This window comes from Anaeromyxobacter dehalogenans 2CP-C (assembly GCF_000013385.1).
GTDB classification, from domain to species: domain Bacteria; phylum Myxococcota; class Myxococcia; order Myxococcales; family Anaeromyxobacteraceae; genus Anaeromyxobacter; species Anaeromyxobacter dehalogenans_B.
This window is the reverse complement of the sequence record NC_007760.1, coordinates 4,594,080-4,618,794: the sequence shown is the minus strand read 5'-3', so window position 1 is coordinate 4,618,794 and position 24,715 is coordinate 4,594,080. Positions and strand designations below refer to the sequence as shown.

The window sequence follows — 24,715 nt, the reverse complement described above, 5'->3', positions numbered from 1 at the left end:
CAACACGACAGGGGCAAGGAACCCATGAACCGTCTCATCGCCGCCATCCTCGCCGTCGGGCTCGCGCCCGCGGCGCTGGCGCAGGAAGCCGCCGCGCCGGCCTCCGCGCCCGCGGAGTCCTCCGAGATCGACACCGCCGCGCTGAAGGGCCAGGTGGACGCCCTCGCCGAGCAGCTCGCCGAGATGAAGACCGACGTCTCCGGCCTGAAGAAGCTCAAGTTCTCCGGCTACGTCCAGCCGCGGTTCGGCTGGCTCGAGGCCGCGCAGTACGAGAAGGGCGCGCCCCAGCGCGACGGCTTCTACGTCCGCCGCGGCCGCTTCAAGGCCGTCTACGACTCCGACCTCGCGCAGTACGTGATCCAGCTCGACGCCACGCCCTCCGGCGTGGGCCTCAAGGAGGCGTACGCCTCGTTCAAGCTGCCCTTCCTGAAGGGCTTCGCGATCGACGCCGGCCTCCAGCTCATGCCGTTCGGCTACGACGTCGGCGTCCGCTCCTCCTCCGACCTCGACCTGCTCGAGCGCGCCATGTTCGCCGGCCACTTCCTGAAGGGCGAGTACGACCTCGGCGTCGCCCTCCGCGGCGCCTACGGCCCGGTGAACTTCAAGGTCGGCGTGTTCAACGGCAACGGCGTGGACGGCGCGTCCGGCAAGGACAACGACCAGCGCAAGGACGTGATCGGCCGCCTCGGCGTGGACCTCGGCATGATCACCGGCGGCGTGTCCGGCTGGTACGGCAAGACCATCGACTACACCTCGGCCACCAACGCGACCTACGACCGCGTGCGCCTCGGCGCGGACCTGCAGCTGTACCTCGACCTGCTCCCCGTCGGCGGCACCGCGCTGAAGGGCGAGTACGTCTGGGGCAAGACCGCCATCGGCACGGGCGCGGGCGGCGCCGGCGACAGCCTGGGGCTCATCGGCTACGGCTGGGACGTCATCCTCACGCAGAACGTGGGGCCCTGGAACCAGGTGGCCGTCCGCTACGACACGTTCAACCCGAACGTGAAGCTCGACCGCAACCTCGCGGCCAACCAGGGGAAGGTCTTCATCACCGACGAGGTCTCGGCGGCGCTGCACACCATCCTCAGCAGCAACCTGAAGCTGTCGGTCGCCTACTACCACCCGATGAACCGGGAGAAGGGCGACACGGCGCCGTCCGACCCGAAGAAGGACAGCTTCGTCGCGCAGCTCCAGGCGAAGTTCTAGCCGAGCGCCGGCCGGCCCGGGGCCGGTGACGTGTTCACGCGGTCGTCACGCGCGCGTCACCGGTCCTCCCGCGTCGAGATCTAGATCGCAGCCAACCGACAAGGAGAGAACTCCATGAAGCGCATGCTGCTCGCCCTCGCCGCGGTCGTCGCGGTGGTCCCGGCCCTCGCCTCCGCCGCCGTGACCGTGAAGGGCTCCGACACGATGGTGATCCTCGCCCAGCGCTGGGCCGAGGACTACATGAACAAGAACCCCGGCAAGAAGGTGCAGGTCACCGGCGGCGGCTCCGGCACCGGCATCGCGGCGCTCATCAACGGCACCACCGACATCGCGAACGCGTCGCGCTCGATGAAGTCGGACGAGAAGGGCAAGGTCCGCGAGCGCTACAGCGTGCTCCCGACCGAGATCCCGGTCGCCCAGGACGGCGTGGCGCTGTACGTGAACGAGGCGAACCCGGTGAGCCAGCTCACCATCGACCAGCTGCACCAGATCTACGTGGGCGACGTCACCAACTGGAAGCAGGTGGGCGGGCCCGACCAGCGCATCGTCCTCTACTCCCGCGAGAACTCCTCGGGCACCTACGTGTTCTTCAAGGAGCACGTGCTGAAGGGCGACGACTACGCCCCGGCCGCGCAGACGCTCCCCGGCACCGCCGCGGTGGTGAACGCGGTCGCGAAGGAGAAGGGCGGCATCGGCTACGGCGGCGCCGCCTACGCCAAGGGGGTGAAGGAGGTCAAGGTGGTGGGCGCCGACGGCCAGGCGTACGCGCCCAGCGCGGAGAACGTGAAGAGCGGGAAGTACCCGCTGGCCCGCCCGCTGTTCATGTACACGCGCGCCAAGCCGGCCGGCGAGGTGAAGGCGTTCATCGACTACTGCCTCTCGCCCGAGGGCCAGCAGCTCGTCACCAAGGTCGGCTACTTCCCGATCAAGTAGGGACGTCGTCACCGTCCCGTCACACGGCCGCCACGTCCGCGCAATCGAGCCATGGCTGAATCCGCGTCCGTGCCGGCCATCGCACCGCTCCGGAGGGGAGAGGACCGCCCTCTCCCCTCAATCCGGCGGCGGCAGCTCCGCGAGGCGGCGATCCGGGGGGTCATCACCCTGATCGCGCTCACGGGGATCGCCGCCGTCGTCCTCATCTTCGTGTTCGTCGCGCGCGAGGCGCTGCCGCTCCTCACCGACCCCGAGGTGCGGGGCGAGGCGAGCTTCGGCAAGATGTTCCTCCCGCAGGTGCTCCGGCCGAACCGGCCGCCCGGCTTCATGTGGCAGCCGGTGAGCGGCGTGCCGAAGTACTCGATGATCCCGCTGTTCGTCGGCACGCTGAAGGTGACGGCGGTCTCCATGCTGGTCTCGGTCCCGGTCGGCATCGCGGCGGCGCTCTACGCCTCGGAGTTCGCGCCGCGCCGCCTCCGCGAGGTGCTGAAGCCCGTCATCGAGCTGCTCGCCGGCATCCCGTCGGTCGTGCTCGGCTTCTTCGCCCTGATGGTGATGGCGACCTGGCTGCAGTCCGCGTTCGGCTTCACGTTCCGGCTGAACGCGGTGGTGGCCGGGCTCGGGCTGGCGCTGACCGTCATCCCGGTCATCTTCACGGTGAGCGAGGACGCGCTCCAGGCGGTGCCGCGCGCCTACCGCGAGGCCTCGCTCGCGCTCGGCGCCACCCGCTGGGAGACCGCGTTCCGGGTGGTGCTGCCGGCCGCCGCGCCCGGCGTCCTCGCCGGCGTGGTCCTCGGCTTCGGCCGCTCCATCGGCGAGACCATGATCGTGCTCATGGCCTCCGGCAACGCGGCCATCACCTCCTGGAGCCTGGGCGACTCGGTGCGCACGCTCCCCGCCACCATCGCCGCGGAGATGGGCGAGGTGGTGTTCGGGGGCGCGCACTACTCGGTGCTGTTCTTCATCGGCGTGGAGCTGTTCCTGTTCACCTTCGTGCTGAACGCGCTCGCCGCCGGCTTCGTGAAGCGGCTGGTGCGCCGCATGTCCGGGGGCAAGGCGTGACCGTCGGCCGCCGCAAGGCCGTCGGGGGCGCGCTGGCGCTCCTCACCGGGGCCGCCGCCTTCCTGGTGGTGGCGATGCTGGGCGTGATCCTGTGGGACGTCGTCCGCGGCGGCGCCGCCCGCGTCTCCTGGGAGTTCCTCACCGCCGCGCCGGAGGAGGGGATGACCGGCGGCGGCATCTTCCCCGCCATCTACGGCACCGCGGTCATGACGCTGCTCATGACGGTCGCGGTCCTCCCGGTGGGCGTCGCGACCGCCGTCTACCTCCACGAGTACGCGCCGCCCCGCTCGCGCCTGGCCGGCGCGGTGCGCGTGGCGGTGACGAACCTGGCCGGCGTCCCGTCCATCGTGTTCGGCCTGTTCGGCCTGGGCTTCTTCATCCAGTTCGTGGGCCGCGGCCTGGACCGCGCGCTCTCCGAGCCCGGCACGCTCCACTACGGTCAGCCCGCGCTGATCTGGGCCTCGCTCACGCTCGCCGTGCTCACGCTGCCGGTGGTGATCGTGTCCACCGAGGAGGCGCTCCGCGCCGTGCCCCGCGAGCTGCGCGACGCGAGCCTCGCGCTCGGCGCCACCCAGTCGCAGACGCTCGCGCGGGTGGTGCTGCCCGGCGCGCTGCCCGGCATCCTCACCGGCGCCATCCTGGCGGTGGCGCGCGGCGCGGGCGAGGTCGCGCCCATCCTGTTCACCGGCGTCGCCTACTTCCTGCCCGACCTCCCCGGCTCGCCGTTCTCGCAGTTCATGCACCTCGGCTACCACGTCTACGTGCTCGCCACGCAGTCGCCCGACGTGGAGGCGACGCGGCCGCTGCTGTACGCGACCGTGCTCGTCCTGCTGGCCCTCACCTTCGCGCTGAACCTGGTCGCGATCGCCATCCGCACCCGCACGCGCCGCCGCGCCGCCGCCGGTCACTGACATGAGCCTCCCCGCCACCGCCCCCGCCGCCGCCCCGGTCCCCAAGATGGAGGCCCGCCACCTCTCCGTGCGCTACGGCGAGAAGCTGGCGGTGAAGGACATCTCGCTGGCGCTCCCGGAGCGGCAGGTGACCGCGCTCATCGGCCCGTCCGGCTGCGGCAAGTCCACGTTCCTGCGCGCGCTGAACCGCATGAACGACCTCATCCCCGGCGCGCGCGCCGAGGGCGAGATCCTGCTCGACGGCGAGAGCGTGTTCGACCGGCACATCGACGCGGTCGAGCTGCGCCGGCGGGTGGGGATGGTGTTCCAGAAGTCGAACCCGTTCCCGAAGTCGATCTTCGAGAACGTCGCCTACGGGCTGCGGGTGAGCGGCCTGAAGGACCGCGCCGCCCTCGCCGAGCGGGTGGAGCGCTCGCTCGTGAACGCCGCGCTGTGGGACGAGGTCAAGGACCGGCTGGGCGAGAGCGCGCTCGGCCTCTCGGGCGGCCAGCAGCAGCGCCTCTGCATCGCCCGGGCGCTCGCGGTCGAGCCGGAGGTGGTGCTGATGGACGAGCCGGCCAGCGCGCTCGACCCCATCGCGACGGCCAAGATCGAGGACCTCATCCACCACCTGAAGGCGCGCTACACCATCGCGATCGTCACCCACAACATGCAGCAGGCGGCCCGCGTCTCCGACCAGACGGCGTTCTTCTACATGGGCGACCTCGTCGAGGTGGGGCCGACCGAGCAGATCTTCACCAACCCCAGCGAGCAGCGCACCGAGGACTACGTCACCGGCAAGTTCGGGTAGGCGGATCGGGTAAGCTCCGGGACGGGAACGCCATGGCGACGCACACCGACAAGTCGTACGAGGCCGAGCTCCGCAGCCTGCGGGACCGCCTGCTGGAGATGGGCGGGTTGGTCGAGCAGGCCATCGCCGCGAGCGTGCGGGCCATCGTGGAGCGCGACTCGCCGCTCGCCGAGCAGGTGAGGCTGCGCGACCGCGAGGTCAACCGGATGGAGGTGGACATCGACGGCGCCTGCCGCCGCATCCTGGCGCTGCGCCAGCCGGCCGCCTCCGACCTGCGCTTCATCACCACCGCGCTCAAGATCGTCACCGACCTCGAGCGGATGGGCGATCTCGCCGTCAACATCGCGGAGCGCGCGCTCGACCTCAACCAGGCGCCGTCGCTGGTGCCCCTGCACGATCTCTCCAAGCTGGCGGACCTCTCCGAGGCGCAGCTCAAGCGCGCGCTCGACGCGTTCGTCACCCGCGACGTGGACAAGGCGCAGGAGGTGATGCGCGGCGACGACCTGCTCGACGCGCTCTACCTCAAGATCTTCAACGACCTGCTGGGGCTCATGATGGAGGACGGGCGCAACATCCGGCGCGCCACCTCGCTCATGTTCGCGGCGAAGCACCTGGAGCGCTTCGGCGACCACGCCACCAACCTGGCCGAGATGGTCGTCTACATGGTCCGCGGCACCGACGTGCGCCACCCGCGGAGCCGCGCCGACCAGGACGCGCCGGCGACCCCGGAGTAGCGGGCGCTCGTCCCGACCCTGATCCGCTCATCCCGAGCGTAGCGCGGCCACGCCGCGCGGAGTCGAGGGACGCTCAGGGTGAGCGGGCGCTTGGCGCTCATCCCGAGCGTAGCGCGGCCAAGGGCCGCGCGGAGTCGAGGGACCTCAGGCGGCGCGGAGTCGAGGGACGCGCTCAGGAAACCAGCAGCCGCGAGGCCAGGCCGCCGAACACGCCCAGCACCGCGCCCGCCACCACGTCGAGCGGGTAGTGGGCGCCCAGGTACACGCGCGACAGGCCGATCCCCACCGCGAGGAGCAGGGCGGCGGGCCCGAGGCTGGCCGGCTCGCCGGCGAACGCCACCGCGACGCCGAACGCGGCGGCGGTGTGGCCGGAGGGGAACGAGAAGCGGTCCGGGTTCGCCGCCAGCGCCTCGAAGCCGGTGATGGACGCGTCCGGCCGGGCGCGCGTGAGGCTCCGCTTCAGCGCCTGCGAGAGCAGGGTGGCGATGCCGGTGGCCGCGCCGATGCGCAGGCCCAGGTGGGCACCCCGCTCGGTGGCGGTCGCGAGGCAGGCGAGGCCGATGGCCGTCCAGCTCTTCCCGTCGCCGAGGTGGGTGAGCGTCCGCGCGAGCGCGGTGCGCCACGGGCGCCGGAAGCGCTGCACCGAGACGAGCAGCGCCTCGTCGAGCGAGAGGATGCGCTGCAGGCGGCCGACGCGGACGACCACGGTGCCGGCGCCCGCGTCCACCGCGACCTCGGCGAGCTGGTCTTCCCCTGGAAATCGGTCGTCGGTCATCGGGCTGCAGGATGGCGTGCGCGCACGGCTGGCGCACGGCCTCCCTGCAACATCTGCGTGACGTCCCCGGCGAGCAACTCCCCGTAGGCGGCGAACAGCTCGCCCGCCAGGTACCGGGTCCCGCGCGCGTCGCGCCGTCGCGCCACGCGCACCGGATCGTTCGCCTCGGGATCGGACGGGCGGGTGAGGTCCATGCGGATGCGCTCCACGCGGCCGCCGCGGTGCAGGATCGTCACCGCGTCGCCCTCCACCGCCTCCACCAGGCCGACGTGCGTGAAGCGGTCGCCGGCGCGGCCGTTCCGGTCGCGGTCGTAGGTGTCGTGGAAGAACACCAGGTCGCCCGGGCGCGGCCGCTCCACCGGGCGCGAGGCGCGGTAGAGCGCCTCGGAGCGCGAGCGCGCCGGCCCGAGCCGCGGCGTGAGCCCGGCCGCCCGCAGCGCCGCGAGCACGTAGCCCGAGCAGTCGAGCCGCGTGCGCGCGCCGACCCGGGCCCGCGCCGCCTCCAGCACCTCGTCGCGGAGCCGCTCCAGCGCCGGGTCGCGCGGCACGTCCCGCGTCGCCTCGGCGCCGGCGCCGCGCTCCGGGGCGGTCGCCGAGGTCACCACCGGCGCGACCGCGGCGTCCTCGCCGCCGTCCACCGCCGCCTCCGGCGCGCGCGCGCCCGGCGCTCCGGCGCCGCCGGCGACGGGCGGCGCCGCGAGGTCGGGCGCGGGCAGCGGCCGCGTCGCGGCGCAGCCGGAGGCGAGCGCCGCGAGGCCGGCGATCGCGAGGGCGCGCAGCCTCACGCCGCCACCCGATCGCCGGGGCGACGGCCGTCCGGGCTCGCGCCGAGGCGCGCGATGGCCCGGTCGTGCACGCGCGACAGGAGCGCCTGCGCCGCCACCGCGCCGACCAGCGCCAGGAACATGTCCCACTGCGTGTCCCAGGGATCCCCCTGCGTGCCGAGGAACGCGTCAGCGCCCTGGCCGAGCAGCACCGCCGCCAGCCACTCCACCAGCTCGTAGGCCGCGGAGATGGCGAGCGCGACGCAGGTGACGAGCGCCGCCAGCCAGCGCCCGCGGCGCAGCGGCGAGGTGCGCAGGAGCAGCTCGCGCGCCGCCAGCGCGGGCACGAAGCCCTGCATGAAGTGGCCGAGGCGGTCGTAATGGTTCCGGGCCAGGCCGAGCGCGTCGCGCACCCAGAAGCCGGCCGGAACCTCGGCGTAGGTGTAGTGGCCGCCCACGCACAGCACCGCGGCGTGGAGCGCGACGAGCACGTACAGGAGCGGGGTGAGCGCGAAGCGCCGCCGGGTCGCGACGAGCACCGGGACGACGAGGAGCACCGGCGCGACCTCCATGAGCCAGGTGCCCCGGTCCTTCGGGCCGATGCCGGACCAGGCCAGGACGGCGGCGACGAGCGCGAGCAGCGCGGCGGGGAGGCGATCCGTCATGGGGCGACAGCTCCTGCGGCGTGAAGCCGTGGACCATACCCGAATCTCCGCCCGCCGGCGCGCGGCCGCGCGTGGGGAGCCGCATGGGGAGCGCGGGGGCTCATGTCGCGGTGGCGAGCCCCCAGCGCCGCCGCACCCGGACCTCCAGCAGCCGGAACAGCACCTGATCCACCAGCACGCCCAGCGCCACGATCACCGCGATGACGCCAAGGAGCTGGGCGGGGTCGGCGCGCGCGCGCCCCGCGTTGAGGAGCTGGCCGAGGCCGCCCGCCGGGAACAGGAGCTCGCCCGCCATGAGTGCGCGCCACGCGAAGCTCCACCCCAGCTTCAGCCCGGTGAGGATGCCGGGGAGCGCCGAGGGCAGCAGCACGCCCAGGTGGAAGCGCGCGCCCCGGATCCCGAGCGTGCCGGCGGCGCGGAGCAGCCCCGGGTCCACGCCGGACACCGCGTCCTCGGTGGCGATGGCGACCGCGAGCAGGGAGCCGGCCAGCACCACGAACACGATCGCGGCCTCGGAGAGGCCGAACCAGAGCGCCGCGAGCGGGAGCCAGCACACCGACGGCAGCGCCTGCAGGCCGATGGTGGCGGGCCGGAGCACCGAGCGCACCAGCGGGCTCCGCGCCAGCGCCACGCCGAGCGGCACGCCCAGCGCCACCGAGAGCCCGTAGCCCTGCGCGAGCCGCACGAGCGACCGCGCCACCCCGGCGCCGAGGCGCCCGTCGGCGGCGAGCGCCGCGAGCCGCGCCGCCACCGCGAACGGCCCGGGGAGCAGCGCGTGCGGCCAGGGGCCGAACCTAGCCGCGAGCTCCCAGATCAGCAGCGCGCCCAGCAGGAACACCGCCGCCCGGAGCCGCTCGTGCATCGCGTTCCTCCTCCGCCCGCGCCGTGCGGCGCCCCGTCTCGTCGGCGCGGCGCAGCTCCTCGCGGATGCGCCGCGACAGCTCCACCAGCGCCGGGTCGTCCGGGTCGCGCGGCCGCGGCAGCCGGACCTCCAGGTCCTCCAGCACGCGCCCCGGCCGCGCCGCCATCACCACCACGCGGTCGCCCAGCACGAGGGCCTCGCGCACGTCGTGGGTGACGAAGACCACCGTCTTGCGATCGCGCATCCAGATGCGCTGCAGGTGCTGCTGCATCTGCCCGCGCGTCTGCGCGTCGAGCGCCGCGAACGGCTCGTCCATCAGCAGCACCGCCGGGTCGAGCGCCAGCGCGCGCGCGAGCTGCACGCGCATGCGCATGCCGCCGGACAGCTCGTGCGGGAGCGCGTCCTCGAAGCCGGCGAGGCCCACCATCGCCACGAACGCCTGCGCGCGCCGGGCCGCCTCGCCGCGCCGGATCCCGCTCGCCCGCAGCGCGAACACCAGGTTCTGCCGCACCGTCAGCCACGGGAACAGCGCCGGCTCCTGGAACACGAGCAGGCGCTCCGGGCCCGGCCCCTTCACCTCGACCCCGTCGATGGAGATGCGCCCGCCGCTCGGCGCGAGGTGGCCGGCGAGCGCGTAGAGCAGCGTGGTCTTGCCGCAGCCGGACGGGCCGAGCAGGCACACGAACTCGCCCGCGTGCACGGCGATGTTCACGTCCTGGAGCGCGACGACCTCGTTCGCGAAGCGGTGACCCACCCGCGCGACGTCGATCTTGGGCCGGCCCGGCCGGGCGCGGCTGGGCACGAGCAGGCCGCCGCCGTCGTCGGCGCGCGGGCGCCGGATCAGCCGGGCGGCGAGCTCCCTCCACATGCGGCCACACGATGCGGACCCGTGCGCGCGGCGGCCTGCCCGCCCGGCAGCCCGCTCGGGCGGGACGGATCAGCGGCGCCAGCGCAACAGCCGGCAGCGGATCCCGCCGTTCTCGACGGCGATGGCCTCGGAGGGCGGGCGAGGGAGCAGCCGCTCGAGCCCGCGGTCGGGGCCGAGCACCGCCACCTCCCATCCGGCGAGCCTCGCCAGGAGCGCGCCCAGCGCGCGCCAGGCCGCGGCCGCGTCCTCGTCGAGGCGCACGCCGTAGGGAGGGTTCACCGCGCACAGCCCCGGGCCGGGCGGCGGCACCACCCGCGCCGCGTCCTCGCGCGCGAACGCGATGGCGCCGGCCATCCCGGCCGCGGCCGCGTTCTTCTGCGCGAGCCGGAGCGCGCCGGCGTTCCGGTCGGAGGCGTGGATCGGCACGGTGACGGGCCGGACGCGCGCCTCGAGTTGCGCGCGGAGCCGGGCGGTGCGGGCCGGATCGTGGCCAGGGAGGCGCTCGAAGGCGAAGGTCCGGCCCAGGCCCGGCGCCCGGCCGGCGGCGATGAGCGCGGCCTCGATGGCGAGCGTGCCCGAGCCGCACATCGGATCCAGGAACGGCCGATCGCCGCTCCAGCCGCAGGCGAGCAGGATGCCGGCGGCGAGCGACTCGCGGAGCGGCGCCGCGCCCACGCGCGCGCGCCACCCGCGCCGGAACAGCGGCGCGCCGGCAGCGTCCACGCTCACCGTGGCGTGGCCGCGGCGGGCCCGCACCAGGAGCTCGAGCCCGCCCGCCCGCGCCGCCGCGGCGCGCTTCGCCGAGGGCAGCTCGGCCGCGGGGCCCTCCCACAGCCGCAGGAGCGCGGAGTCGGCGGTGCGCGCGCCCAGGCAGGCGAGCGCGGCCGCGTCCTCGCCGACCGCCTCGGCGCCGCCCGGCGCCGGGCGCGCGTCGAGCCCCAGCGCGCGCAGCTCGGCCGCCAGCACCGGCTCGAGGCCCGGCGCGCAGGCGCAGAAGATCCGCTCGGCGGCCGGCGCGGCCAAGGGCTAGCGCTCGAGCCGGAGCGTGACCTTCACCAGCGCGTCGGCGCGGCAGGCGACCCGCGCCGAGGCGCGGCGGCCGGCGGCCTCGGCCCGGATCTCGATCTCGCGGCCGGGCGGGCAGTCGAGGCCGGCGAGCACCGGCGCCTCGCCCCGCGCCACCCCGTCCACCAGCACCAGCGCGCCGGGCGGGATCGTCTCGACCGACACGGCGAAGCCGGTGAACGGCGCCACGTCCTCGCCGGTCCGCTGGTCGTGCTCGGCCTCGAGCGGCGGGAGCGCGGTGAGCGGCGTGGACGGCGCGGCGGGGCGGCCCCGCAGGGCGAAGGCCACGACGAGCGCGGCCGTCCCGAGGAACGCGACGGCGAGGGCCAGCACGCGGAGGATCCCGGGGGCGTGGCGCAGCGGCGGGCGCTGCGGGGGCGGTGGCGGCGGGGCGCCGGGGCCGGACGGAGGCGGGCCCTGGAAGGCAGGCTGCGACATGCCGGCATTGTATCGGCGGAGGCCGCCGGGGTGGAGCCCGGCGTGCCGCGCCGCCCGGGCACGCCGGCCTTGCGTGCGCCGGGGCGGGCCAAGTAGGGTCCGCGGCCATGCGCCTCGGCGGGTTCGTCATCCACGGGAACAGCGCCGACACGCTCGAGCGCTGCCTCGCCGGCATCGCCGCCGTGGCGGACGAGTGCGTGGCGGTGGACTCCCGCTCCACCGACGGCTCTGCGGACCTGGTGCGCGCGCGCGGCTTCCGGCGCGTGGAGCTCGCCTGGCGCGGGTACGGCGCCGCGCGGGCGGCCGCGGTCGAGGCGCTCGAGGGCTGCAGCCACGTCTTCTTCCTCGACTCCGACGAGTGGCTCGAGCCGGAGGCGATCGCTGCCATCCGCGCCTGGAAGGCGACCGGCGGCGGGACCGTGCCCTACCACGGCCTGGTCCGGCGCGACTGGGCCGACCTCGACGGCCACCGCTTCCTGTTCCGCACCGAGCACCACGTGCGGCTGATCCGGCGCGAGGCGGCGCGCTGGGACCCCTCGATGATCGTGCACGAGTCGCTGCCGCCCGCGCCCACCGTGCAGCTGCCCGTCCACGTCGAGCACCGCTTCGCGACGTCGGTGGAGGCGATGCGCAGCAAGGTGGATCGCTACGCGCTGCTGTGGGCGATCCGGTACCGGGCCGAGGGGGCGCGGCGGAAGACGCCCGCGGTGCAGAAGTGGGTGCACGCGGTGCGGCACGCGGCGTTCAAGGGCGCGATCGCCCGCGGCGGCGCCGACGGCTGGCGGCTCGCCGAGGCGGTGGGGCATTACCACGGCCGGAAGTACGCGCTGTTGCGCGAGCTGGATCGCGGCGCGTACCCCGAGCTGGTCCAGGCCTACGCCGACGGGCGGCTCGAGGATCTGTACCGGATGCTGCCGGTCTAGGTCCGGGCGCGGACACGCCCCGTACGCCCGGAGCCGCTTCACGCATCGTCCCGGTCTGGTATGCTCGCGTTCGTCGCGGGCGGGGGACTCCGATGACGAAGCGAGCCGCATCGATCGTCGCGCTGGGAATCGTCGCGTCGCTGGCCGTGCCAGCGGCCTCGTGCGAACGCGGCACGCGCCGGGTCGGGCACAGGGTTGCCGACCCGTCGGCGCAATGGATCGCGGTCGTGGACGAGGTGGAGTACGCGAACGGCCTGCTGACGTCGGTGGCGGACCGGGTGCTCGTCCGCGAGGCCGCGTCGAAGGACGGGGCGGGGACGATCGTGTTCTCGGAGGACGCGCTCCCCGACGTCGAGAAGCCGACCGTCGCATGGGAGGCAGGCCGGCTGGTGATCACCGCATCCCGGAGCGCGAACGTGCTCCGTCGGGAGGCGCGGGCCCATGGGTTCGAGGTGGAGGTTCGTCCTCGGTGAAGGACCGCGAGGTGATCGAGTGGCCATGAAACACGCCTGCGCTGTCGTCGCTGTCGCCTGCACCCTGGTTCACTGTTCGGGTGGCTCCATCGAGCCTGCCGAGGTACGCGGCGAGTGGGCATCGAACGACGGCGGGCGGATGGTCTTCACCGAGACGGGCTTTACGGCCGAGCACATCCCGGCGCCGGTCCTGGGCCTCCTGGGTTCACCCGAGCCGAAGCTCGTGGGCGGGAAAGGCCGGTGGGGTGTGCGAAAGCGCGAGATCTGGCTCGTCTTCGATGCTCTCGCGGAACATCGCAGCGGATTCAGAACCGACCTCCTCACCGAAGGGCGCGGAGGCGCGATGATCCTGTTCAACTGGAAAGGCGAGGAGGGTGGCGAGCGGTACGAACTCCATCGCGTGGATGCCCGACATGGAACCGAAGCGTCACGTCCGTAAGCGCTGGCTCTGGGCCTCGCTCAACCTCGCCGGGATGATTCTCTTCCTGAAGGTCGGGTCGGCCCTCTGGGTTCAGCCCGGAGAAGAAGGCATGCCTGGCGGGCCAGGAGACGCCGTCTCCTTCTTCCTCACCGCGGTTCCGATCCTCGTCGCGTTCCTGCTCCTCGATCTGGCCGCATTGGCCTGGATCCTCGTCAGGACGCCTCGGTCCGATCGACGGACGGGGATGGCGTTGTGGTTCGCAGTCGCCGCGCTGTGGGGTGGCGTGGTCGCCTTCGACCATCACAGGTCGGTCAGGGAGATCGACGAGAGGCCCCGACCCAGAGTAATTGGCTAGGTGAGGGCGCCGCCGCGGTGCCCTGCCGGAGGCCCCGACCCAGAGTAATTCGAGGCCCCGACCCCGAGGCCCCGACCCGGGAGGCCCCGACCCAGAGTAATTGGCTAGGTGAGAGGCCCCGACCCAGAGTAATTGGCTAGGTGAGGGCGCCGCCACGGTGCCCTGCCCGCCGAACGCGGTGTGTACGGGGCGACAGCGCAGTCCGAAACGTGGTCAAAGACTACTCGGAACTCGCGATCGCGCCGGGGAAGCGGGCCTTGGTTGGTGCTCGGGGCCGATCCGGACGCACCGCCGCCCGCGGTAGCGCCACAGGCGACCGCTCGCGCAGGTTCCGCTGTGTCTGGGTGGCGTCGGCTACGGAGCCGCGGCGCACACGACGTCATGGCCGATGCGCATCCCGTACGTTCCCGCTGGGAAGACGGCAGCGCGCATTCCGTCCTTCCAGGCACGCAGCGCGACCCGGTAGTCCCGCAAGAACTCGAGAAGTCTTCCGAGCGCCTCGATGCGCCTCCACTTGTCCCGGCTCGCGATCCGTGGGTTGAGCGCGCGCCGCGGTTCCCCAGGTGCCGGGCGCCCGCTAGGCCTTTGCGCGAGCACCTTCCGCGGGCCCATGAACCCGAGGCCCTTTACCTCATGTGCCTGCACCGCCTCGCGCTCGCGCGCGGTCAGCGCGTCGACGAGTTGTTCCCGGAACTGGTCGGCAGAGTCGAAACCCGGCGGCGCGACGAGGGCGAGCTCGACGGACTCGGGCATCGAGCCGTTCGCCGAGAAGAAGTGCTTGGGGCGACGGACGACAATCTTGCCCGAGCCGAGCATCGAAGGATCCGACCAGAGGCCCGGCCACTCCGAAGCCGTGCGCACGAGGCCCGCCGCGACCGGGTTCGCGAGCACATATGCCGTCTTGTCGAGCACGTCTGCCGGGGAGACGAGGCGTACGGCGCTGTAGCTACTCGGCGCCCAGAAGCTCTCCCACCGACCGAGGGAAGCGTTGACGGCCCTGGCGACGAGCGCATCGACGTACTGCTGGAAGGCAGGGAGGCGCGACCCGGGGTCGGTGACGACGAGGTGGATGTGGTTGGAGAGAGCGCAAAACGCGTGGATCAGGATCCCGTACCGCCGGGCCGCCACGGCCAGGACGTAGAGCACGATGGCGTTCGTGGACTCCGACGGCCGCAGCAGGAACTGTCGCTGTGCACAGCGGCGGGTGACGAGATAGGTGGCGTGCGGGAGGATCTGGCGCGGGGCGGTCACGCAGTGCGGAGTCGCAGTTCCCGTACCCCGCGAAGACGCGCGAAGACACTGGGGTCGGGCGCGCACGGATAGGCCGAACTACGGACCGGGCGGCCGAATCGCGTTACTCTGGGTCGGGGCCCCGAACTACGGACCGGGCGGCCGAATCGCGTTACTCTGGGTCGGGGCCCCCGGGCCCCCGAATCACGACGCCGGGCCTGAAGGTCCACCCTCGATGTTCGACGCCTTGCCGCAGCAGAGCCGGGCGAGCACTACGCCGCGCGATCGTCGCCCGGGCCGGCGCCGGCCAACGCCGCCGCCCGCTCCCCGCGCCACGCCGCCCACGTCCAGATCGCGCCGGAGATCAGGATCGCGGCGGGCACGATGAGCACGGCGCGGCCGAGCGAGCTGTGATCGGAGAGCACGCCGATGAGCGTGGGCGAGGGCAGGTCGCCGAACACGTGGATGGCGAGGATGGAGAGCGCCGCCGCGGTGGCCCGCTCGGCGGGCGGGACCACGTTCATGAGCGCGGCGTTGATGGGTCCTGAGGACGCGAACAGGAGGAGCTGCGCGGCGATGAGCGCGGACAGGTAGAGCCCCGGCCGCCAGGTGAGGAACACCGCCAGCGAGAGCGGCGCGGCGAGCAGCGTGGCGATGCCGGAGACCCACAGGTCGGCCTCGCGGCGGCGGCGGCGGAGCCAGTCGGCGAAGAAGCCGCCGGCGAACGTACCGGCGAACCCGGTCATCACCACCACGGCGCCGAACTGGACGGTGGCGATGGCGCGCGGCACGCCGCGCGAGCGCTCCAGGAACGCTGGCATCCAGAACGCCATGCCGCCCACCGCGAACGTGTACGCGGCATAGCCGGCCACGGCGAGCACGTAGGGCCGGTTCGCGAGGAGCCGGCGGTACGTCGCGGCGAGCCCGCGCTTCCCGAGCTCGAGCCAGGGGCGCTCGCTCGCGCCGCGCGGCGGGTCGGGGAGGCGCAGGCACCAGTAGGCGAGCAGCACGCCGGGCGCGCCGGAGATGACGAACGCGGTGCGCCAGCCGAAGCGGTGCTCGACGAGCCCGCCCACGATGTAGCCGAGCGCCGAGCCGATGGGGATGGCGGCGAAGAAGGTGGCGTAGGCGCGCCCGCGCCGATCCTTGCCGAAGTAGTCGGCGAGCAGGCCGGGCGAGAGCGTGCCGTAGGCGGCCTCGCCGACGCCCACCGCGGCGCGGGCGAGGAGCAGCGTGTAGAACCCGCGCGCCGCGCCGGAGAGCATGGTGGCGCCGCTCCAGAGGAGGACGCCGAGCGCCACGAGCGGGGGACGGGACCGGCGGTCGCCCAGCGCGCCGAACACCGGGGAGGCGAGCGCGTAGACGATGGTGAAGCTCGTCATCAGCCAGCCGAGGCGCGTGTCGGTGAGCCACAGGTCCGCGCGCAGGCTCTCGACCAGGGCCGAGACCACGAACCGATCGAGGTAGTTGAACAGGTTGATGAAGGTGAGGACGAGCAGCGCGCGGCCGCCTGGGCCGTGGAAGAGTCGGGCGGCGCCGGGCGTGGAGTGCACGGTGCGGGAGCGTACCCGCGGTCCGCCGTGCGGTCGAGCGCGGAGTGCCCTCCCGGACGGCGCGCATCCGGGGCGCGCGCGACAGCGGCGGCGGGGCGCGGCGCGCGGGGTGAAGTCCGCGATCCGTCTCGCAAAATTTCCGGAGATCCGTTAAGAAGGCGCCGCTCCCATGATCAGCGTTCAGAACGTCACCAAGGCCTTCGGGCCGAAGAAGCTATTCGAGGACGTGGACGTCGCGTTCTCGCCCGGGAACCGCTACGGCCTGACCGGCCCGAACGGCGCCGGCAAGACCACCTTCATGAAGATCATCGCCGGCGACGAGGACCCCGACGCCGGCCAGGTGCAGCGGCCGAAGAAGCTCGGCATCCTCCGCCAGGATCACTTCAAGTACGAGGACAACCGCGTCCTCGACGTGGTGCTGATGGGGAACGAGGCGCTGTGGTCGGCGATGAGCGAGAAGGAGCAGCTGCTCGCGAAGCCCGAGATCAGCGACGAGGACGGCGTGCGCCTCGCCGAGCTGGAGGGCGTCATCGGCGAGGAGGACGGCTACTCCGCCGAGGCCGACGCCGCCGAGCTGCTGCAGGGTCTCGGCATCGAGGAGCCCTGGCACGACCAGCCCATGCGCGCGCTCGCCGGCGGCTACAAGCTGCGCGTGCTGCTCGCGCAGGCGCTGTTCGGGAAGCCGCAGGGGCTGCTGCTCGACGAGCCCACCAACCACCTCGACATCGAGTCGATCCGCTGGCTGGAGAAGTTCCTGCACGCGTACGAGGGCGTGCTCATCACCATCTCGCACGACCGCCACTTCCTGAACGCGATCTGCACGCACATCGCCGACATCGACTACGAGACCATCATCACGTACCCCGGCGGCTACGACGACATGGTCCGGCAGAAGGGCCAGGTCCGGTCGCGCGTCGAGTCGGAGAACGCCGAGAAGCGGAAGAAGATCGAGCAGCTCCGCGAGTTCGTGGCGCGGTTCCACGCCGGCACGCGCGCGTCGCAGGTGCAGAGCCGCATCCGCGCCATGCAGAAGCTGAAGCTCGAGGACATGAAGCGGTCGAACATCGCCGCGCCGTTCATCAAGTTCGAGCAGAAGGCGCCCTCCGGCAAGCAGACGCTCACGATCGAGGGGATCGAGAAGGCCTACGGCCCCGGGTTGCAGGTCGTGCAGCCGTTCAGCGCGCTCGTCACCCGCGGCGAGAAGATCGCCGTCGTCGGCAAGAACGGCGTCGGCAAGTCCACGCTGGTGAAGATGATCGCCGGCGAGCTCGCCCCCGACCGCGGCCACGTGAAGTGGGGCCACCAGGCGCAGGTCGGCTACCTGCCGCAGGACCAGGCCGGCGTGATCCGCCCCGGCACCACCGCGTTCGGCTGGCTCCGCGAGATGGAGGACAAGCTCAGCAACGAGGAGATCTCCGGCCTGCTCGGGCGCATGCTGTTCTCCGGCGAGGAGCGGATGAAGCCGACCGCGACCCTGTCCGGCGGCGAGACCGTGCGCCTCCTGCTCGCGAAGCTGATGCTGTTCAAGGACAACGTGCTCGTGCTCGACGAGCCCACCAACCACCTCGACCTCCAGTCCATCGCCGCGCTGTCGGAGGGCCTGCAGCGCTACGAGGGCACGGTCATCGTGGTGACGCACGACCAGGAGCTGGTGCGAGAGGTGGCGAGCCGGATCTGGGTGATGCACAAGAGCGAGCCCATCCTCGACTTCCCCGGCAACTTCGACGAGCTGGTGGAGAAGCACCCCGAGCTGGTGACCGAGCACCACTAGGACGAGGGCTGCGCCCTCGCCCCACCGGCGGAGCCGGTGGGGCCCCACTCCTGCTGCGCGGGGCCCGTGACCTCGCGGCCCGCTGCGCGGGTGCCCGCGAGGTCCCCGCGGTGAGGGGCTACGCCCCTCCCCCGCTGCGCGGGGCCCCCTCCGGCGCTGGCCGGCCCTTGGTGTACCTGCCCATCCACGCGTCACCGAACACCCGCCGCGCCGCCTCGAGGTTGTGCGCAGCACAGAGCACCCGAAGGTTGGCCGCGGTGGATTCACCGCCCAGGGCTCGCGGGACGACGTGATCGAGCTGGAGCGCATGCGTCGAGCCGCAGATCTCCCCGTTGGCGAGCCGCCACTGACAGCAGCCGCCGTCGCGCCGCCAGACCTCGCGGCGAACGTGGGTAGGAACGCGATCCGGCCGGGAGGGGCGAACGCCGCCCCGAGGCCGGTCCGAGTGCGCACTCTTCCGCTTCTCCGCCTTCGCCAGCAGCAGATCCACCGCCGCCTCGAGGAGCGCGTCGTCGGAGAGGCCCGGACGCAGGTCCCGGAGCCGCGCCAGCTTGCGCGCGAAACGTTCACTTACCGTCACATGGAGCCGCTGACGGTCCGCCGTGAGTGGGGTGAGGTCCGCGGTGCGGGGAGAGGACGCCGGAGCCGCAAGGGTCATCGTAGTGACCCGTGGTTCAACAGTTGAACCAGCCGTCTCTCGCGGGACCACCGGTTCAACAGTTGAACCGAACTTCACGGCAGGGGCGGTCAGTTCAACAGTTGAACCAACAGGCGCACGCACCGCCGTGAGCACCGTCCGAACCGGCGGCGCCGGATGCGGCACCAGCGCCGCGACGATCTCGGCCGCCTCATGCCGCGACAGCCCGTAGAACCGCGGAAGCACCGCCTCCCAGTTCTCCGCCGTGACGACCCGCGCCACCTCGATGACGGTGGTGAAGCAGAGTCGCCCATCCCGCAGCGGCCCGACGACGGCGGGGACCGCCTGGAGGAGCTCCGCCGCGACCTTGCGGTACTGCGCCGAGCCCTTGGAGAGCCCGAGCTCGCGGTGCAGGTAGTGGAAGAGCGAGGCGTATCCCAGCTCCGCCCACGCGCGCCGCGAGTCGAAGCCCGCGAGCGCGACCAGGAACTCCGCGAGCGCCGAGCGCTCACGCCGGAGCAGGGTGGCCAGCCGATCCGAGAGTTCACGTGCAGTGTCCATGAGAACACTCTCTCACGCGTTTCGGAGGTCTCGCTGGACGCACGTATTCGACGTGAAACGCGAGAAGGGCAGGGTGGGGTCGCAAACGCGCTCGGAACGAGAGCGCGAGCCGCAGGCGAGAGGCAGTACGTTCTGGGCGGGGTTCCCGTGCGCCGCGCGCCGCGAAGTCGCCTCACGGTGAAACCACGTCAAGGACGGCGTGCGTTCCCGTTGGGCCGCAAACCGTCGCTCACCATAAGTGCGACCCCGCTCATGGTTCGACGGGGCTCACCATGAGCGGAATTCGGTGGCTCAGCGCGAGGGGACTTCTGGCGGCTCACCATGAGCGGAATCCGCCGGCTCACTACGCGGCCGCGGCCAACGAACGCCAGCCCCAGTTCCCTCACAGGCCTCTCGCAAGCCGATCCCGCGCCGCCGCGCCCGGCCAACAAGGCCCGCCCCGCCAGCCCGCTGCCCGACCTCTAGCTCCTCTTCCGAAACCGCCCCTACCTCCCCAAAGCCTTCGCCAGCACATCCGGCCGATCCGTCACGATCCCATCCACGCCTAGCGCGAGCAGCTCCCGCATCTCGACCGGATCGTCCACCGTCCACACGTGCACCGGAATCCCCAGCCCGTGGAAGTGCTCGACGACCCGCGGGCACACCACCTCGACCTCGCCCATCCGATGCGGCAGATCCGCGACGTCGTAGCCGCCCGGACACCCCTCCGCCGCCTGCCCCGACAGCGCCGCGATCACGTGGCACGTCGCCGCCTGCTCCGGCAGGTACCGCGCGCACCCGGGCAAGAGCGCCGCGAGCCGCTCCGCCTGGGCGTCGAAGAACGACCCGACGCACACGCGATCCTCCGCCCCCGCGGCCCGGATCTCCCGCGCCAGCGCCTCCGCGAGCGCCGCCTCGTCCGGCTTCGCGTCGATGTTGAGCCGCAAGCCCGGATACCGCGCCAGCACCTCCGCCAGCGTCGGCACCTTCACCCCGGAGCCCCGCAGCGGCTGCGTCGCGCCACCATCGGGCGTGAACCCGAATGCCGCGTCCAGCCGCCGCACCTCCTCGAGCGTCCGCGCCTCGATGGTTCCCGGCACGCCGGTGAGCCGCGCCGTGTCGTCGTCGTGGAACACCACCACCGCGCCGTCGGCGGTCCGGCGCACGTCGATCTCCAGCGCGTCGGCGCCGAGCGCGACCGCCCGATCGAACGCGACGAGCGTGTTCTCCGGCGCGAGCGCGCTGCCGCCGCGGTGGGCCACCAGCCACGGGCCGGGGCGGGAGAGGTAGGCGCGCGCGGGCGCGCGGGCGGGCGAGGGCGGGGTGGGCGCGGTCACCCGCCGACCTTCTTCCGCCCCGCCGCCCCCGTCAACGCCTCGGGCGTGCCCTGAGGTTCCGCCCGCGGCGCCGCCGGGTTAGAACCTCGCCATGCGAAGGCAGGTGAAGGGTGAGGCGGTGCGTCGCGAGCTGCTCCCGGGCACGTCCCCGGCGCTGTTGAAGGAGCTGCACCTGCTCACCCGGCAGGGCGATCTCAACGCCGACAGCCTCCGGAAGCTGAAGCAGGTGAACCACCTCGCGAACCTGCTCGCCCCCGCGCTCGACGACGTGCTCGGGCGCTTCGGCGATCCGGTGGTGGTGGACTGCGGGGCCGGCAAGAGCTACCTCGGCTTCATCCTGTACGAGCTGTTCCTCGGGCCGGCCGGCAAGGGCCGGCTCCTCGCGCTCGAGTCGCGCCCCGACCTCGCGAGGTCCGGCGCCGAGCGCGCCGCGCGCCTCGGCTTCGACCGGCTGTCGTTCGTCGAGGCGCCCATCGACGCCGCGCCGGTGCCGGAGCGGGTGAACCTCGTCACCGCGCTGCACGCCTGCGACACCGCCACCGACGACGCGCTCGCGCTCGCCATCCGGCACGGCGCCGACCACGTGGCGGTGGTCCCCTGCTGCCAGGCGGAGGTGGCGCGCCAGCTCGACGAGGCGAAGGAGCCCTCGCCGCTGCTCGCGCCGCTGTTCGAGCACGCCTGGCACCGGCGCGAGTTCGGCTCGCACCTCACCAACGTGCTGCGCGCGCTCACGCTCGAGGCGCACGGCTACAAGGTGACCGTCACCGAGCTCACCGGCTGGGAGCACTCGGTGAAGAACGAGCTCATCCTCGGCAAGAAGATCCGCGCGGCGTCGCGCGACGCGCAGGCGCGGCTGGACGCGCTGCTCGCGGCCACCGGCGTGCGCCCGAAGCTGCTGCGGACGCTCGCCGGGGCCGGTGCGGCGCCCGCCTAGCGCCGGTTCCCGAACAGTCGCAGCAGCGACAGGAACAGGTTCACGAAGTCGAGGTAGAGCGAGAGCGCGCCGCTCACCGGCGCGGCCGCCGCGCCGCCGCCCGCGCGCGCGTACGCGCGGAGCTTCTGGGTGTCGTAGGCGGTCAGGCCGGTGAAGACCAGCACGCCCGCGCACGACACCACCCACGAGACCATGTCGGACCGGAAGAACAGGTTCGCGAGGCTCGCGATGACGATGCCGATGAGCCCCATGAACAGGAAGCTGCCCCAGCCGGTCAGGTCGCGGCGCGTGACCGTGCCGTAGACGCTCATCGCGGCGAACGTGCCGGCGGTGGTGAGGAACGCGATCCCCACCGACGCGCCGGTGTAGACGAGCAGCACCACCGAGAGCGTCGCGCCGTTCAGCGCGGAGTAGAGCAGGAACAGCCCGCCGGCGGCGACGGCCGGCAGCCGGTTCACCGCGGCCGAGATCCAGATCACCAGCGCCAGCTCGGCGATGACGAGCCCGTAGAACAGGATCCGGTTGCCGACGATCGCGAGCAGCAGCGTCTCCGAGCTCGCCACCGCGGTCGCGACCAGCGCGGTGACGCCGAGGCCGAGCGTCATCCAGCGGTACACGGCGGACATGAAGCGGCGCTCGACGTCGGACGCGCCGCGGACCAGCACCTGCTCGCGGGCGGGGAAGCGGGAAGGGGAGTCGAAGGACATGGACGGATTGTAACCCGCGCGGGCGCGGAGCGCCGTGGGTGGCTGGTGCCCCGGCGCCGCGCATGGTCTATACACCCCGGCCATGGCCGCCCCGTCGCCCCAGCCCGACCCCGCCCGACTCGCCCCGCCTGCGAGCGCCGCGCCGGCGGGCGAGCGCGGCTGGCCCGCCCTGCGCGCCGCCTGGGCCGCGGTGCTGCTCGCGCTCGCGTTCCGCCTGGCGAGCTACGCCGCCATGACCGTGGCGGCGGTCTGGAACGAGCTCCGCCCCGCGCCGGCCGCGCTGCCCGACCTCGTGCTCGCGCACGTCCCGTACGTCGAGTGGGTGGCGCGCGGGAACTACGTGCTGTGGCTCGGCATCTACCTGCCGGTGGCCGCCGCGCTGCTGTGGGTCTCGCCGCGCACCTTCGTCCGCTACAACGTGGCCGGCGCGATCGTGTCCCTGCTCCGCGGCGCCACCATCGCCATGACCGGCCTGGGCGCGCCCGACCCGGCGCGCGCCGGCCCCGGGATCTCCGGGCACGCGCCCTGGGACGCGTACGCGCAGCTCCTCTCGCCGTGGCAGGTGTTCGCGAACGGCTCGATGCGCGCGTACCTCACGAAGGACCTGTTCTTCTCCGGCCACACCGCCACCACGTTCCTGCTCCTGCTGTACGCGTGGCGCTGGCCGCGCCTGCGCTGGCCCGCGCTCCTCGGCCACGTGCTGGTGGTCGCGTCGGTGTTCCTCGCGCACCTGCACTACACCATCGACGTGGCCGGCGCGTACGCGGTGACCTTCGCGGTGTTCGCGCTGCGCGAGGGCTGGCCGGCGCGCGCCGGCGCGCGCTAGTCGCGGGCGAGCAGCTCCACCACGCCGGTGGTGATGGCCGGCAGGTAGGTGATGGCGAGGACGCCCGCGCTCATGATGAGCAGGAACGGGAACGCCTTGCGGTAGAGGTACGGCAGCGGCTTGTTGAAGCGCGAGGCCGACAGGAACAGGTTGAGCCCCATCGGCGGGAACAGGAAGCCGAGCTCGAGGTTCGCGAGGAACACCACGCCGAGGTGGATCGGGTCGATGCCGTAGGCGACGCCGAGCGGCGCGACCAGCGGCGCCAGCACCACGATGGCCGAGTAGATCTCGAGCACGCTGCCGAGCACCAGCAGCACCGCGTTCAGCATGAGCAGGAACAGCGCGGGCGAGTGCACGTGCGCCGTCATCCACTCCACCAGCCGGGTCGGGATCTCCGCGTCCACGAACCAGGAGGTGAGCCCGAGCGCGGTGCCGAGCAGGATCACCACGCTCCCGACCAGCGTGGACGCGTGGACCAGCACCCGCGGCAGGTCGCGGACCGGGCTGATCGAGCGGAACACCACCAGCTCGACCACCAGCGCGTACGCGGCGGCGAGCGCGGCGGCCTCCACCACGGTCGCGAACCCCGAGCCGACCGCCACCACCACGAGCGTGGGGAGCCCGAGGTCCCACTTCGCGTCCCACAGCGCCGCGAGCGCCTCGCGCGGGTGGAACGGCTGCCGCGGCGCGCGCGACCGGACGCCCACGATGACGCCGTAGGCGGCGACGAGGACGATCATGAGCAGGCCCGGCACCAGCCCGCCGATGAACAGGTGGTCGATGGGCGCCTGCGCCACCACGCCGTAGAGGATCACCGGGAGCGACGGCGGGAACAGCAGGCCGAGCGAGCCGGCCGCGGTGACCAGGCCGACCGAGAAGTCCTCCGGGTAGCCGTCCTCGAGGAGCGCCGGGAGCAGGAGCCCGCCGAGCGCGAGGATGGTGACGCCGGACGCGCCGGTGAAGGTGGTGAACAGCGCGCACACGAACGTCGCCATCACGGCGACGCCGCCCGGCATCCACCCGAACAGCCCCTTGTACGCGCGCACCAGCCGGCGCGCCGCGCCGCCCTCGGCGAGCACGTAGCCGGCCGCGGTGAGCAGCGGGATGGCGGGCAGCGTCGCCGAGGAGACCAGGTTGAAGGTGGCGGTGGGCACCGCCGCGATCGCGAGCGCGTCGCCCGCGTCGCGGAAGAACAGCACCATGGCGAGGCCGGCCATGGCCACGAACACCGGCGCGCCCAGCAGGAACGCGAGCAGCACCAGGATCGAGAGGATCCAGGTGAGCGCCGGGCCGGGCACCACCGACCCGAGCAGGAACGCGCCCACCGCGACCAGCGCGGCGGCGACGCGCAGCGCCCAGCAGCGCAGGGACTCGCAGGGCGCCCCGGCCCGCCACGCGAAGCGGAGCGCCATGATCGCGAAGCCCACCGGCATCACCAGCTGGCTCCAGGCGACCTTGATGCCGAGCGCGACCTGGCCGAACCCCGTCCACTCGACCTTGACCAGCTCGAGCGACGCCCAGGCGAGCAGCGCCGTGACCGCGGCGGAGACCGCCTGCCCGAGGAACCAGGCCGCGGTGCGCGGCCAGCCCACCGGGATCAGGTCGAGGGTGGAGAGGGCGAGGTGGCGGCCGCTCGCGGTGGCGAGCATCGCTCCGAGGAAGCCCACCCACAGGGTGATGTGCTGCGCGAGCACGGCCGAGCCGGGCAGCTCCCGGCCGAGGAGGCGCCGCGACACGGTGGAGGCGGCCGGCAGCAGGATCATCGTCACGAGCAGGAACGTGACGAGGCCGCGCTCGACGCGCGTGCCCTGCGCGTTCGGGTCGCCGTGGCTGGAGATGGTTGGGGCGGTCACGCGAAAGTCGATTGACCCCTCACGGAGGGGCATCTATGAGTACCCACGCTTATCACGATCCCTCCGCGGCCGGGCCATCCGC

26 protein-coding genes are annotated in these 24,715 nt (G+C 73.1%); 13 read left to right on the top strand and 13 right to left on the bottom strand.

Going from position 1 to position 24,715, the window contains the following annotated elements; genetic code table 11:
• The first annotated feature begins 24 nt into the window (after positions 1–24).
• From ADEH_RS20690 to phoU, 6 genes are all read left to right on the top strand, one after another.
• Entirely contained in the window at positions 25–1,206 is a 1,182-nt protein-coding gene (locus ADEH_RS20690; protein ID WP_041453739.1) for a porin, read from the top strand.
• A 114-nt stretch (positions 1,207–1,320) separates the two neighbouring features.
• Complete coding sequence (locus ADEH_RS20685; RefSeq protein ID WP_011423052.1) at positions 1,321–2,139, top strand: phosphate ABC transporter substrate-binding protein; 819 nt, start codon at positions 1,321–1,323, stop codon at positions 2,137–2,139.
• A 51-nt stretch (positions 2,140–2,190) separates the two neighbouring features.
• A complete protein-coding gene (gene pstC / locus ADEH_RS20680; RefSeq protein WP_011423051.1) occupies positions 2,191–3,201 on the top strand; it encodes a phosphate ABC transporter permease subunit PstC in 1,011 nt (336 codons plus the stop codon).
• The gene (gene pstA, locus ADEH_RS20675; RefSeq protein WP_011423050.1) at positions 3,198–4,112 is read left to right on the top strand and encodes a phosphate ABC transporter permease PstA; all 915 of its coding nucleotides are present in this window, start codon (positions 3,198–3,200) and stop codon (positions 4,110–4,112) included. The genes pstC and pstA overlap by 4 nt, the downstream gene beginning before the upstream one ends.
• A 46-nt stretch (positions 4,113–4,158) precedes the next feature.
• Positions 4,159–4,902 (top strand): phosphate ABC transporter ATP-binding protein PstB, encoded by a 744-nt coding sequence (gene pstB / locus ADEH_RS20670; protein ID WP_198133835.1) that lies wholly within the window; start codon positions 4,159–4,161, stop codon positions 4,900–4,902.
• Positions 4,903–4,934: 32 nt separating this feature from the next.
• Positions 4,935–5,636 (top strand): phosphate signaling complex protein PhoU, encoded by a 702-nt coding sequence (phoU, locus tag ADEH_RS20665; protein ID WP_011423048.1) that lies wholly within the window; start codon positions 4,935–4,937, stop codon positions 5,634–5,636.
• Positions 5,637–5,808: 172 nt separating this feature from the next.
• On the opposite strand, the gene ADEH_RS20660 is transcribed toward phoU, so the two are convergent.
• The 7 genes from ADEH_RS20660 to ADEH_RS20630 all read right to left on the bottom strand — a co-directional run bounded on the left by ADEH_RS20660 (position 5,809) and on the right by ADEH_RS20630 (position 11,073).
• Complete coding sequence (locus tag ADEH_RS20660) at positions 5,809–6,411, bottom strand: phosphatase PAP2 family protein (protein ID WP_011423047.1); 603 nt, start codon at positions 6,409–6,411, stop codon at positions 5,809–5,811.
• Positions 6,408–7,196, bottom strand: a complete 789-nt coding sequence (locus tag ADEH_RS20655; RefSeq protein WP_011423046.1) for an NlpC/P60 family protein — start codon at positions 7,194–7,196, stop codon at positions 6,408–6,410. The genes ADEH_RS20660 and ADEH_RS20655 overlap by 4 nt, the downstream gene beginning before the upstream one ends.
• The gene (locus tag ADEH_RS20650; protein ID WP_011423045.1) at positions 7,193–7,840 is read right to left on the bottom strand and encodes a DUF2238 domain-containing protein; all 648 of its coding nucleotides are present in this window, start codon (positions 7,838–7,840) and stop codon (positions 7,193–7,195) included. The genes ADEH_RS20655 and ADEH_RS20650 overlap by 4 nt, the downstream gene beginning before the upstream one ends.
• Before the next feature lie 100 nt (positions 7,841–7,940).
• A complete protein-coding gene (locus tag ADEH_RS20645; RefSeq protein WP_011423044.1) occupies positions 7,941–8,702 on the bottom strand; it encodes an ABC transporter permease in 762 nt (253 codons plus the stop codon).
• Positions 8,635–9,570 carry an ABC transporter ATP-binding protein gene (locus ADEH_RS20640; protein ID WP_011423043.1) on the bottom strand — a complete coding sequence of 312 codons (936 nt, stop codon included), beginning with the start codon at positions 9,568–9,570 and terminating at the stop codon, positions 8,635–8,637. Before ADEH_RS20640 ends, ADEH_RS20645 begins: the two co-directional genes overlap by 68 nt.
• Positions 9,571–9,639: 69 nt before the next feature.
• Positions 9,640–10,593 carry a THUMP domain-containing class I SAM-dependent RNA methyltransferase gene (locus tag ADEH_RS20635; protein WP_011423042.1) on the bottom strand — a complete coding sequence of 318 codons (954 nt, stop codon included), beginning with the start codon at positions 10,591–10,593 and terminating at the stop codon, positions 9,640–9,642.
• Between the two features lie 3 nt (positions 10,594–10,596).
• Entirely contained in the window at positions 10,597–11,073 is a 477-nt protein-coding gene (locus ADEH_RS20630; protein WP_011423041.1) for a PEGA domain-containing protein, read from the bottom strand.
• 107 nt (positions 11,074–11,180) lie between these two features.
• Between ADEH_RS20630 and ADEH_RS20625 the strand changes: the two genes are divergently transcribed.
• From ADEH_RS20625 to ADEH_RS20610, 4 genes are all read left to right on the top strand, one after another.
• Complete coding sequence (locus tag ADEH_RS20625) at positions 11,181–11,996, top strand: glycosyltransferase family 2 protein (protein ID WP_011423040.1); 816 nt, start codon at positions 11,181–11,183, stop codon at positions 11,994–11,996.
• Positions 11,997–12,088: 92 nt separating this feature from the next.
• On the top strand, positions 12,089–12,469 hold the full coding sequence (locus ADEH_RS20620) for a hypothetical protein (RefSeq protein ID WP_011423039.1): 381 nt from the start codon (positions 12,089–12,091) through the stop codon (positions 12,467–12,469).
• Between the two features lie 25 nt (positions 12,470–12,494).
• Positions 12,495–12,908: a hypothetical protein gene (locus ADEH_RS22925; protein ID WP_232287363.1), complete on the top strand. Its 414-nt coding sequence runs from the start codon at positions 12,495–12,497 to the stop codon at positions 12,906–12,908.
• Positions 12,883–13,245 (top strand): hypothetical protein, encoded by a 363-nt coding sequence (locus ADEH_RS20610; RefSeq protein WP_011423037.1) that lies wholly within the window; start codon positions 12,883–12,885, stop codon positions 13,243–13,245. Before ADEH_RS22925 ends, ADEH_RS20610 begins: the two co-directional genes overlap by 26 nt.
• Positions 13,246–13,599: 354 nt before the next feature.
• Here the strand turns inward: ADEH_RS20610 and ADEH_RS20605 are convergent, their stop codons facing one another.
• A complete protein-coding gene (locus ADEH_RS20605; protein ID WP_041453738.1) occupies positions 13,600–14,496 on the bottom strand; it encodes a hypothetical protein in 897 nt (298 codons plus the stop codon).
• Positions 14,497–14,747: 251 nt separating this feature from the next.
• Positions 14,748–16,028 (bottom strand): spinster family MFS transporter, encoded by a 1,281-nt coding sequence (locus ADEH_RS20600; RefSeq protein WP_011423035.1) that lies wholly within the window; start codon positions 16,026–16,028, stop codon positions 14,748–14,750.
• Between the two features lie 169 nt (positions 16,029–16,197).
• On the opposite strand from ADEH_RS20600, the gene ADEH_RS20595 reads away from it, so the two are divergent.
• Positions 16,198–17,799, top strand: a complete 1,602-nt coding sequence (locus ADEH_RS20595) for an ABC-F family ATP-binding cassette domain-containing protein (RefSeq protein ID WP_011423034.1) — start codon at positions 16,198–16,200, stop codon at positions 17,797–17,799.
• A 118-nt stretch (positions 17,800–17,917) separates the two neighbouring features.
• On the opposite strand, the gene ADEH_RS20590 is transcribed toward ADEH_RS20595, so the two are convergent.
• Both ADEH_RS20590 and ADEH_RS20585 read right to left on the bottom strand, forming a co-directional pair.
• The gene (locus ADEH_RS20590) at positions 17,918–18,997 is read right to left on the bottom strand and encodes an HNH endonuclease signature motif containing protein (RefSeq protein ID WP_011423033.1); all 1,080 of its coding nucleotides are present in this window, start codon (positions 18,995–18,997) and stop codon (positions 17,918–17,920) included.
• Positions 18,998–19,482: 485 nt separating this feature from the next.
• Positions 19,483–20,313, bottom strand: coding sequence for a glycerophosphodiester phosphodiesterase (locus ADEH_RS20585; RefSeq protein ID WP_011423031.1), 831 nt, complete (start codon positions 20,311–20,313; stop codon positions 19,483–19,485).
• A 91-nt stretch (positions 20,314–20,404) separates the two neighbouring features.
• Here ADEH_RS20585 and ADEH_RS20580 point away from each other — a divergent pair, with 91 nt between their 5' ends.
• Complete coding sequence (locus ADEH_RS20580) at positions 20,405–21,247, top strand: class I SAM-dependent methyltransferase (RefSeq protein WP_011423030.1); 843 nt, start codon at positions 20,405–20,407, stop codon at positions 21,245–21,247.
• On the opposite strand, the gene ADEH_RS20575 is transcribed toward ADEH_RS20580, so the two are convergent.
• Positions 21,244–21,954, bottom strand: coding sequence for a Bax inhibitor-1/YccA family protein (locus ADEH_RS20575; RefSeq protein ID WP_011423029.1), 711 nt, complete (start codon positions 21,952–21,954; stop codon positions 21,244–21,246). The genes ADEH_RS20580 and ADEH_RS20575 overlap by 4 nt on opposite strands.
• Before the next feature lie 82 nt (positions 21,955–22,036).
• Here ADEH_RS20575 and ADEH_RS20570 point away from each other — a divergent pair, with 82 nt between their 5' ends.
• Entirely contained in the window at positions 22,037–22,780 is a 744-nt protein-coding gene (locus ADEH_RS20570; RefSeq protein WP_011423028.1) for a phosphatase PAP2-related protein, read from the top strand.
• Here the strand turns inward: ADEH_RS20570 and ADEH_RS20565 are convergent.
• Positions 22,777–24,633 (bottom strand): TRAP transporter large permease subunit, encoded by a 1,857-nt coding sequence (locus ADEH_RS20565; RefSeq protein ID WP_232287362.1) that lies wholly within the window; start codon positions 24,631–24,633, stop codon positions 22,777–22,779. The two genes, ADEH_RS20570 and ADEH_RS20565, sit on opposite strands and share 4 nt — an antisense overlap.
• Between the last annotated feature and the right edge of the window lie 82 nt (positions 24,634–24,715).

What these genes read in the sequence shown, in the direction of transcription:
- ADEH_RS20690 (WP_041453739.1), top strand. Translation starts at nt 25, where the DNA reads ATGAACCGTCTCATCGCCGCCATCCTCGCCGTCGGGCTCGCGCCCGCG.
- ADEH_RS20685 (WP_011423052.1), top strand. Translation starts at nt 1,321, where the DNA reads ATGAAGCGCATGCTGCTCGCCCTCGCCGCGGTCGTCGCGGTGGTCCCG.
- pstC (WP_011423051.1), top strand. Translation starts at nt 2,191, where the DNA reads ATGGCTGAATCCGCGTCCGTGCCGGCCATCGCACCGCTCCGGAGGGGA.
- pstB (WP_198133835.1), top strand. Translation starts at nt 4,159, where the DNA reads ATGGAGGCCCGCCACCTCTCCGTGCGCTACGGCGAGAAGCTGGCGGTG.
- phoU (WP_011423048.1), top strand. Translation starts at nt 4,935, where the DNA reads ATGGCGACGCACACCGACAAGTCGTACGAGGCCGAGCTCCGCAGCCTG.
- ADEH_RS20660 (WP_011423047.1), bottom strand. Translation starts at nt 6,411, where the DNA reads ATGACCGACGACCGATTTCCAGGGGAAGACCAGCTCGCCGAGGTCGCG.
- ADEH_RS20650 (WP_011423045.1), bottom strand. Translation starts at nt 7,840, where the DNA reads ATGACGGATCGCCTCCCCGCCGCGCTGCTCGCGCTCGTCGCCGCCGTC.
- ADEH_RS20645 (WP_011423044.1), bottom strand. Translation starts at nt 8,702, where the DNA reads ATGCACGAGCGGCTCCGGGCGGCGGTGTTCCTGCTGGGCGCGCTGCTG.
- ADEH_RS20640 (WP_011423043.1), bottom strand. Translation starts at nt 9,570, where the DNA reads ATGTGGAGGGAGCTCGCCGCCCGGCTGATCCGGCGCCCGCGCGCCGAC.
- ADEH_RS20630 (WP_011423041.1), bottom strand. Translation starts at nt 11,073, where the DNA reads ATGTCGCAGCCTGCCTTCCAGGGCCCGCCTCCGTCCGGCCCCGGCGCC.
- ADEH_RS20625 (WP_011423040.1), top strand. Translation starts at nt 11,181, where the DNA reads ATGCGCCTCGGCGGGTTCGTCATCCACGGGAACAGCGCCGACACGCTC.
- ADEH_RS20620 (WP_011423039.1), top strand. Translation starts at nt 12,089, where the DNA reads ATGACGAAGCGAGCCGCATCGATCGTCGCGCTGGGAATCGTCGCGTCG.
- ADEH_RS22925 (WP_232287363.1), top strand. Translation starts at nt 12,495, where the DNA reads ATGAAACACGCCTGCGCTGTCGTCGCTGTCGCCTGCACCCTGGTTCAC.
- ADEH_RS20610 (WP_011423037.1), top strand. Translation starts at nt 12,883, where the DNA reads ATGGAACCGAAGCGTCACGTCCGTAAGCGCTGGCTCTGGGCCTCGCTC.
- ADEH_RS20595 (WP_011423034.1), top strand. Translation starts at nt 16,198, where the DNA reads ATGATCAGCGTTCAGAACGTCACCAAGGCCTTCGGGCCGAAGAAGCTA.
- ADEH_RS20590 (WP_011423033.1), bottom strand. Translation starts at nt 18,997, where the DNA reads ATGGACACTGCACGTGAACTCTCGGATCGGCTGGCCACCCTGCTCCGG.
- ADEH_RS20580 (WP_011423030.1), top strand. Translation starts at nt 20,405, where the DNA reads ATGCGAAGGCAGGTGAAGGGTGAGGCGGTGCGTCGCGAGCTGCTCCCG.
- ADEH_RS20575 (WP_011423029.1), bottom strand. Translation starts at nt 21,954, where the DNA reads ATGTCCTTCGACTCCCCTTCCCGCTTCCCCGCCCGCGAGCAGGTGCTG.
- ADEH_RS20570 (WP_011423028.1), top strand. Translation starts at nt 22,037, where the DNA reads ATGGCCGCCCCGTCGCCCCAGCCCGACCCCGCCCGACTCGCCCCGCCT.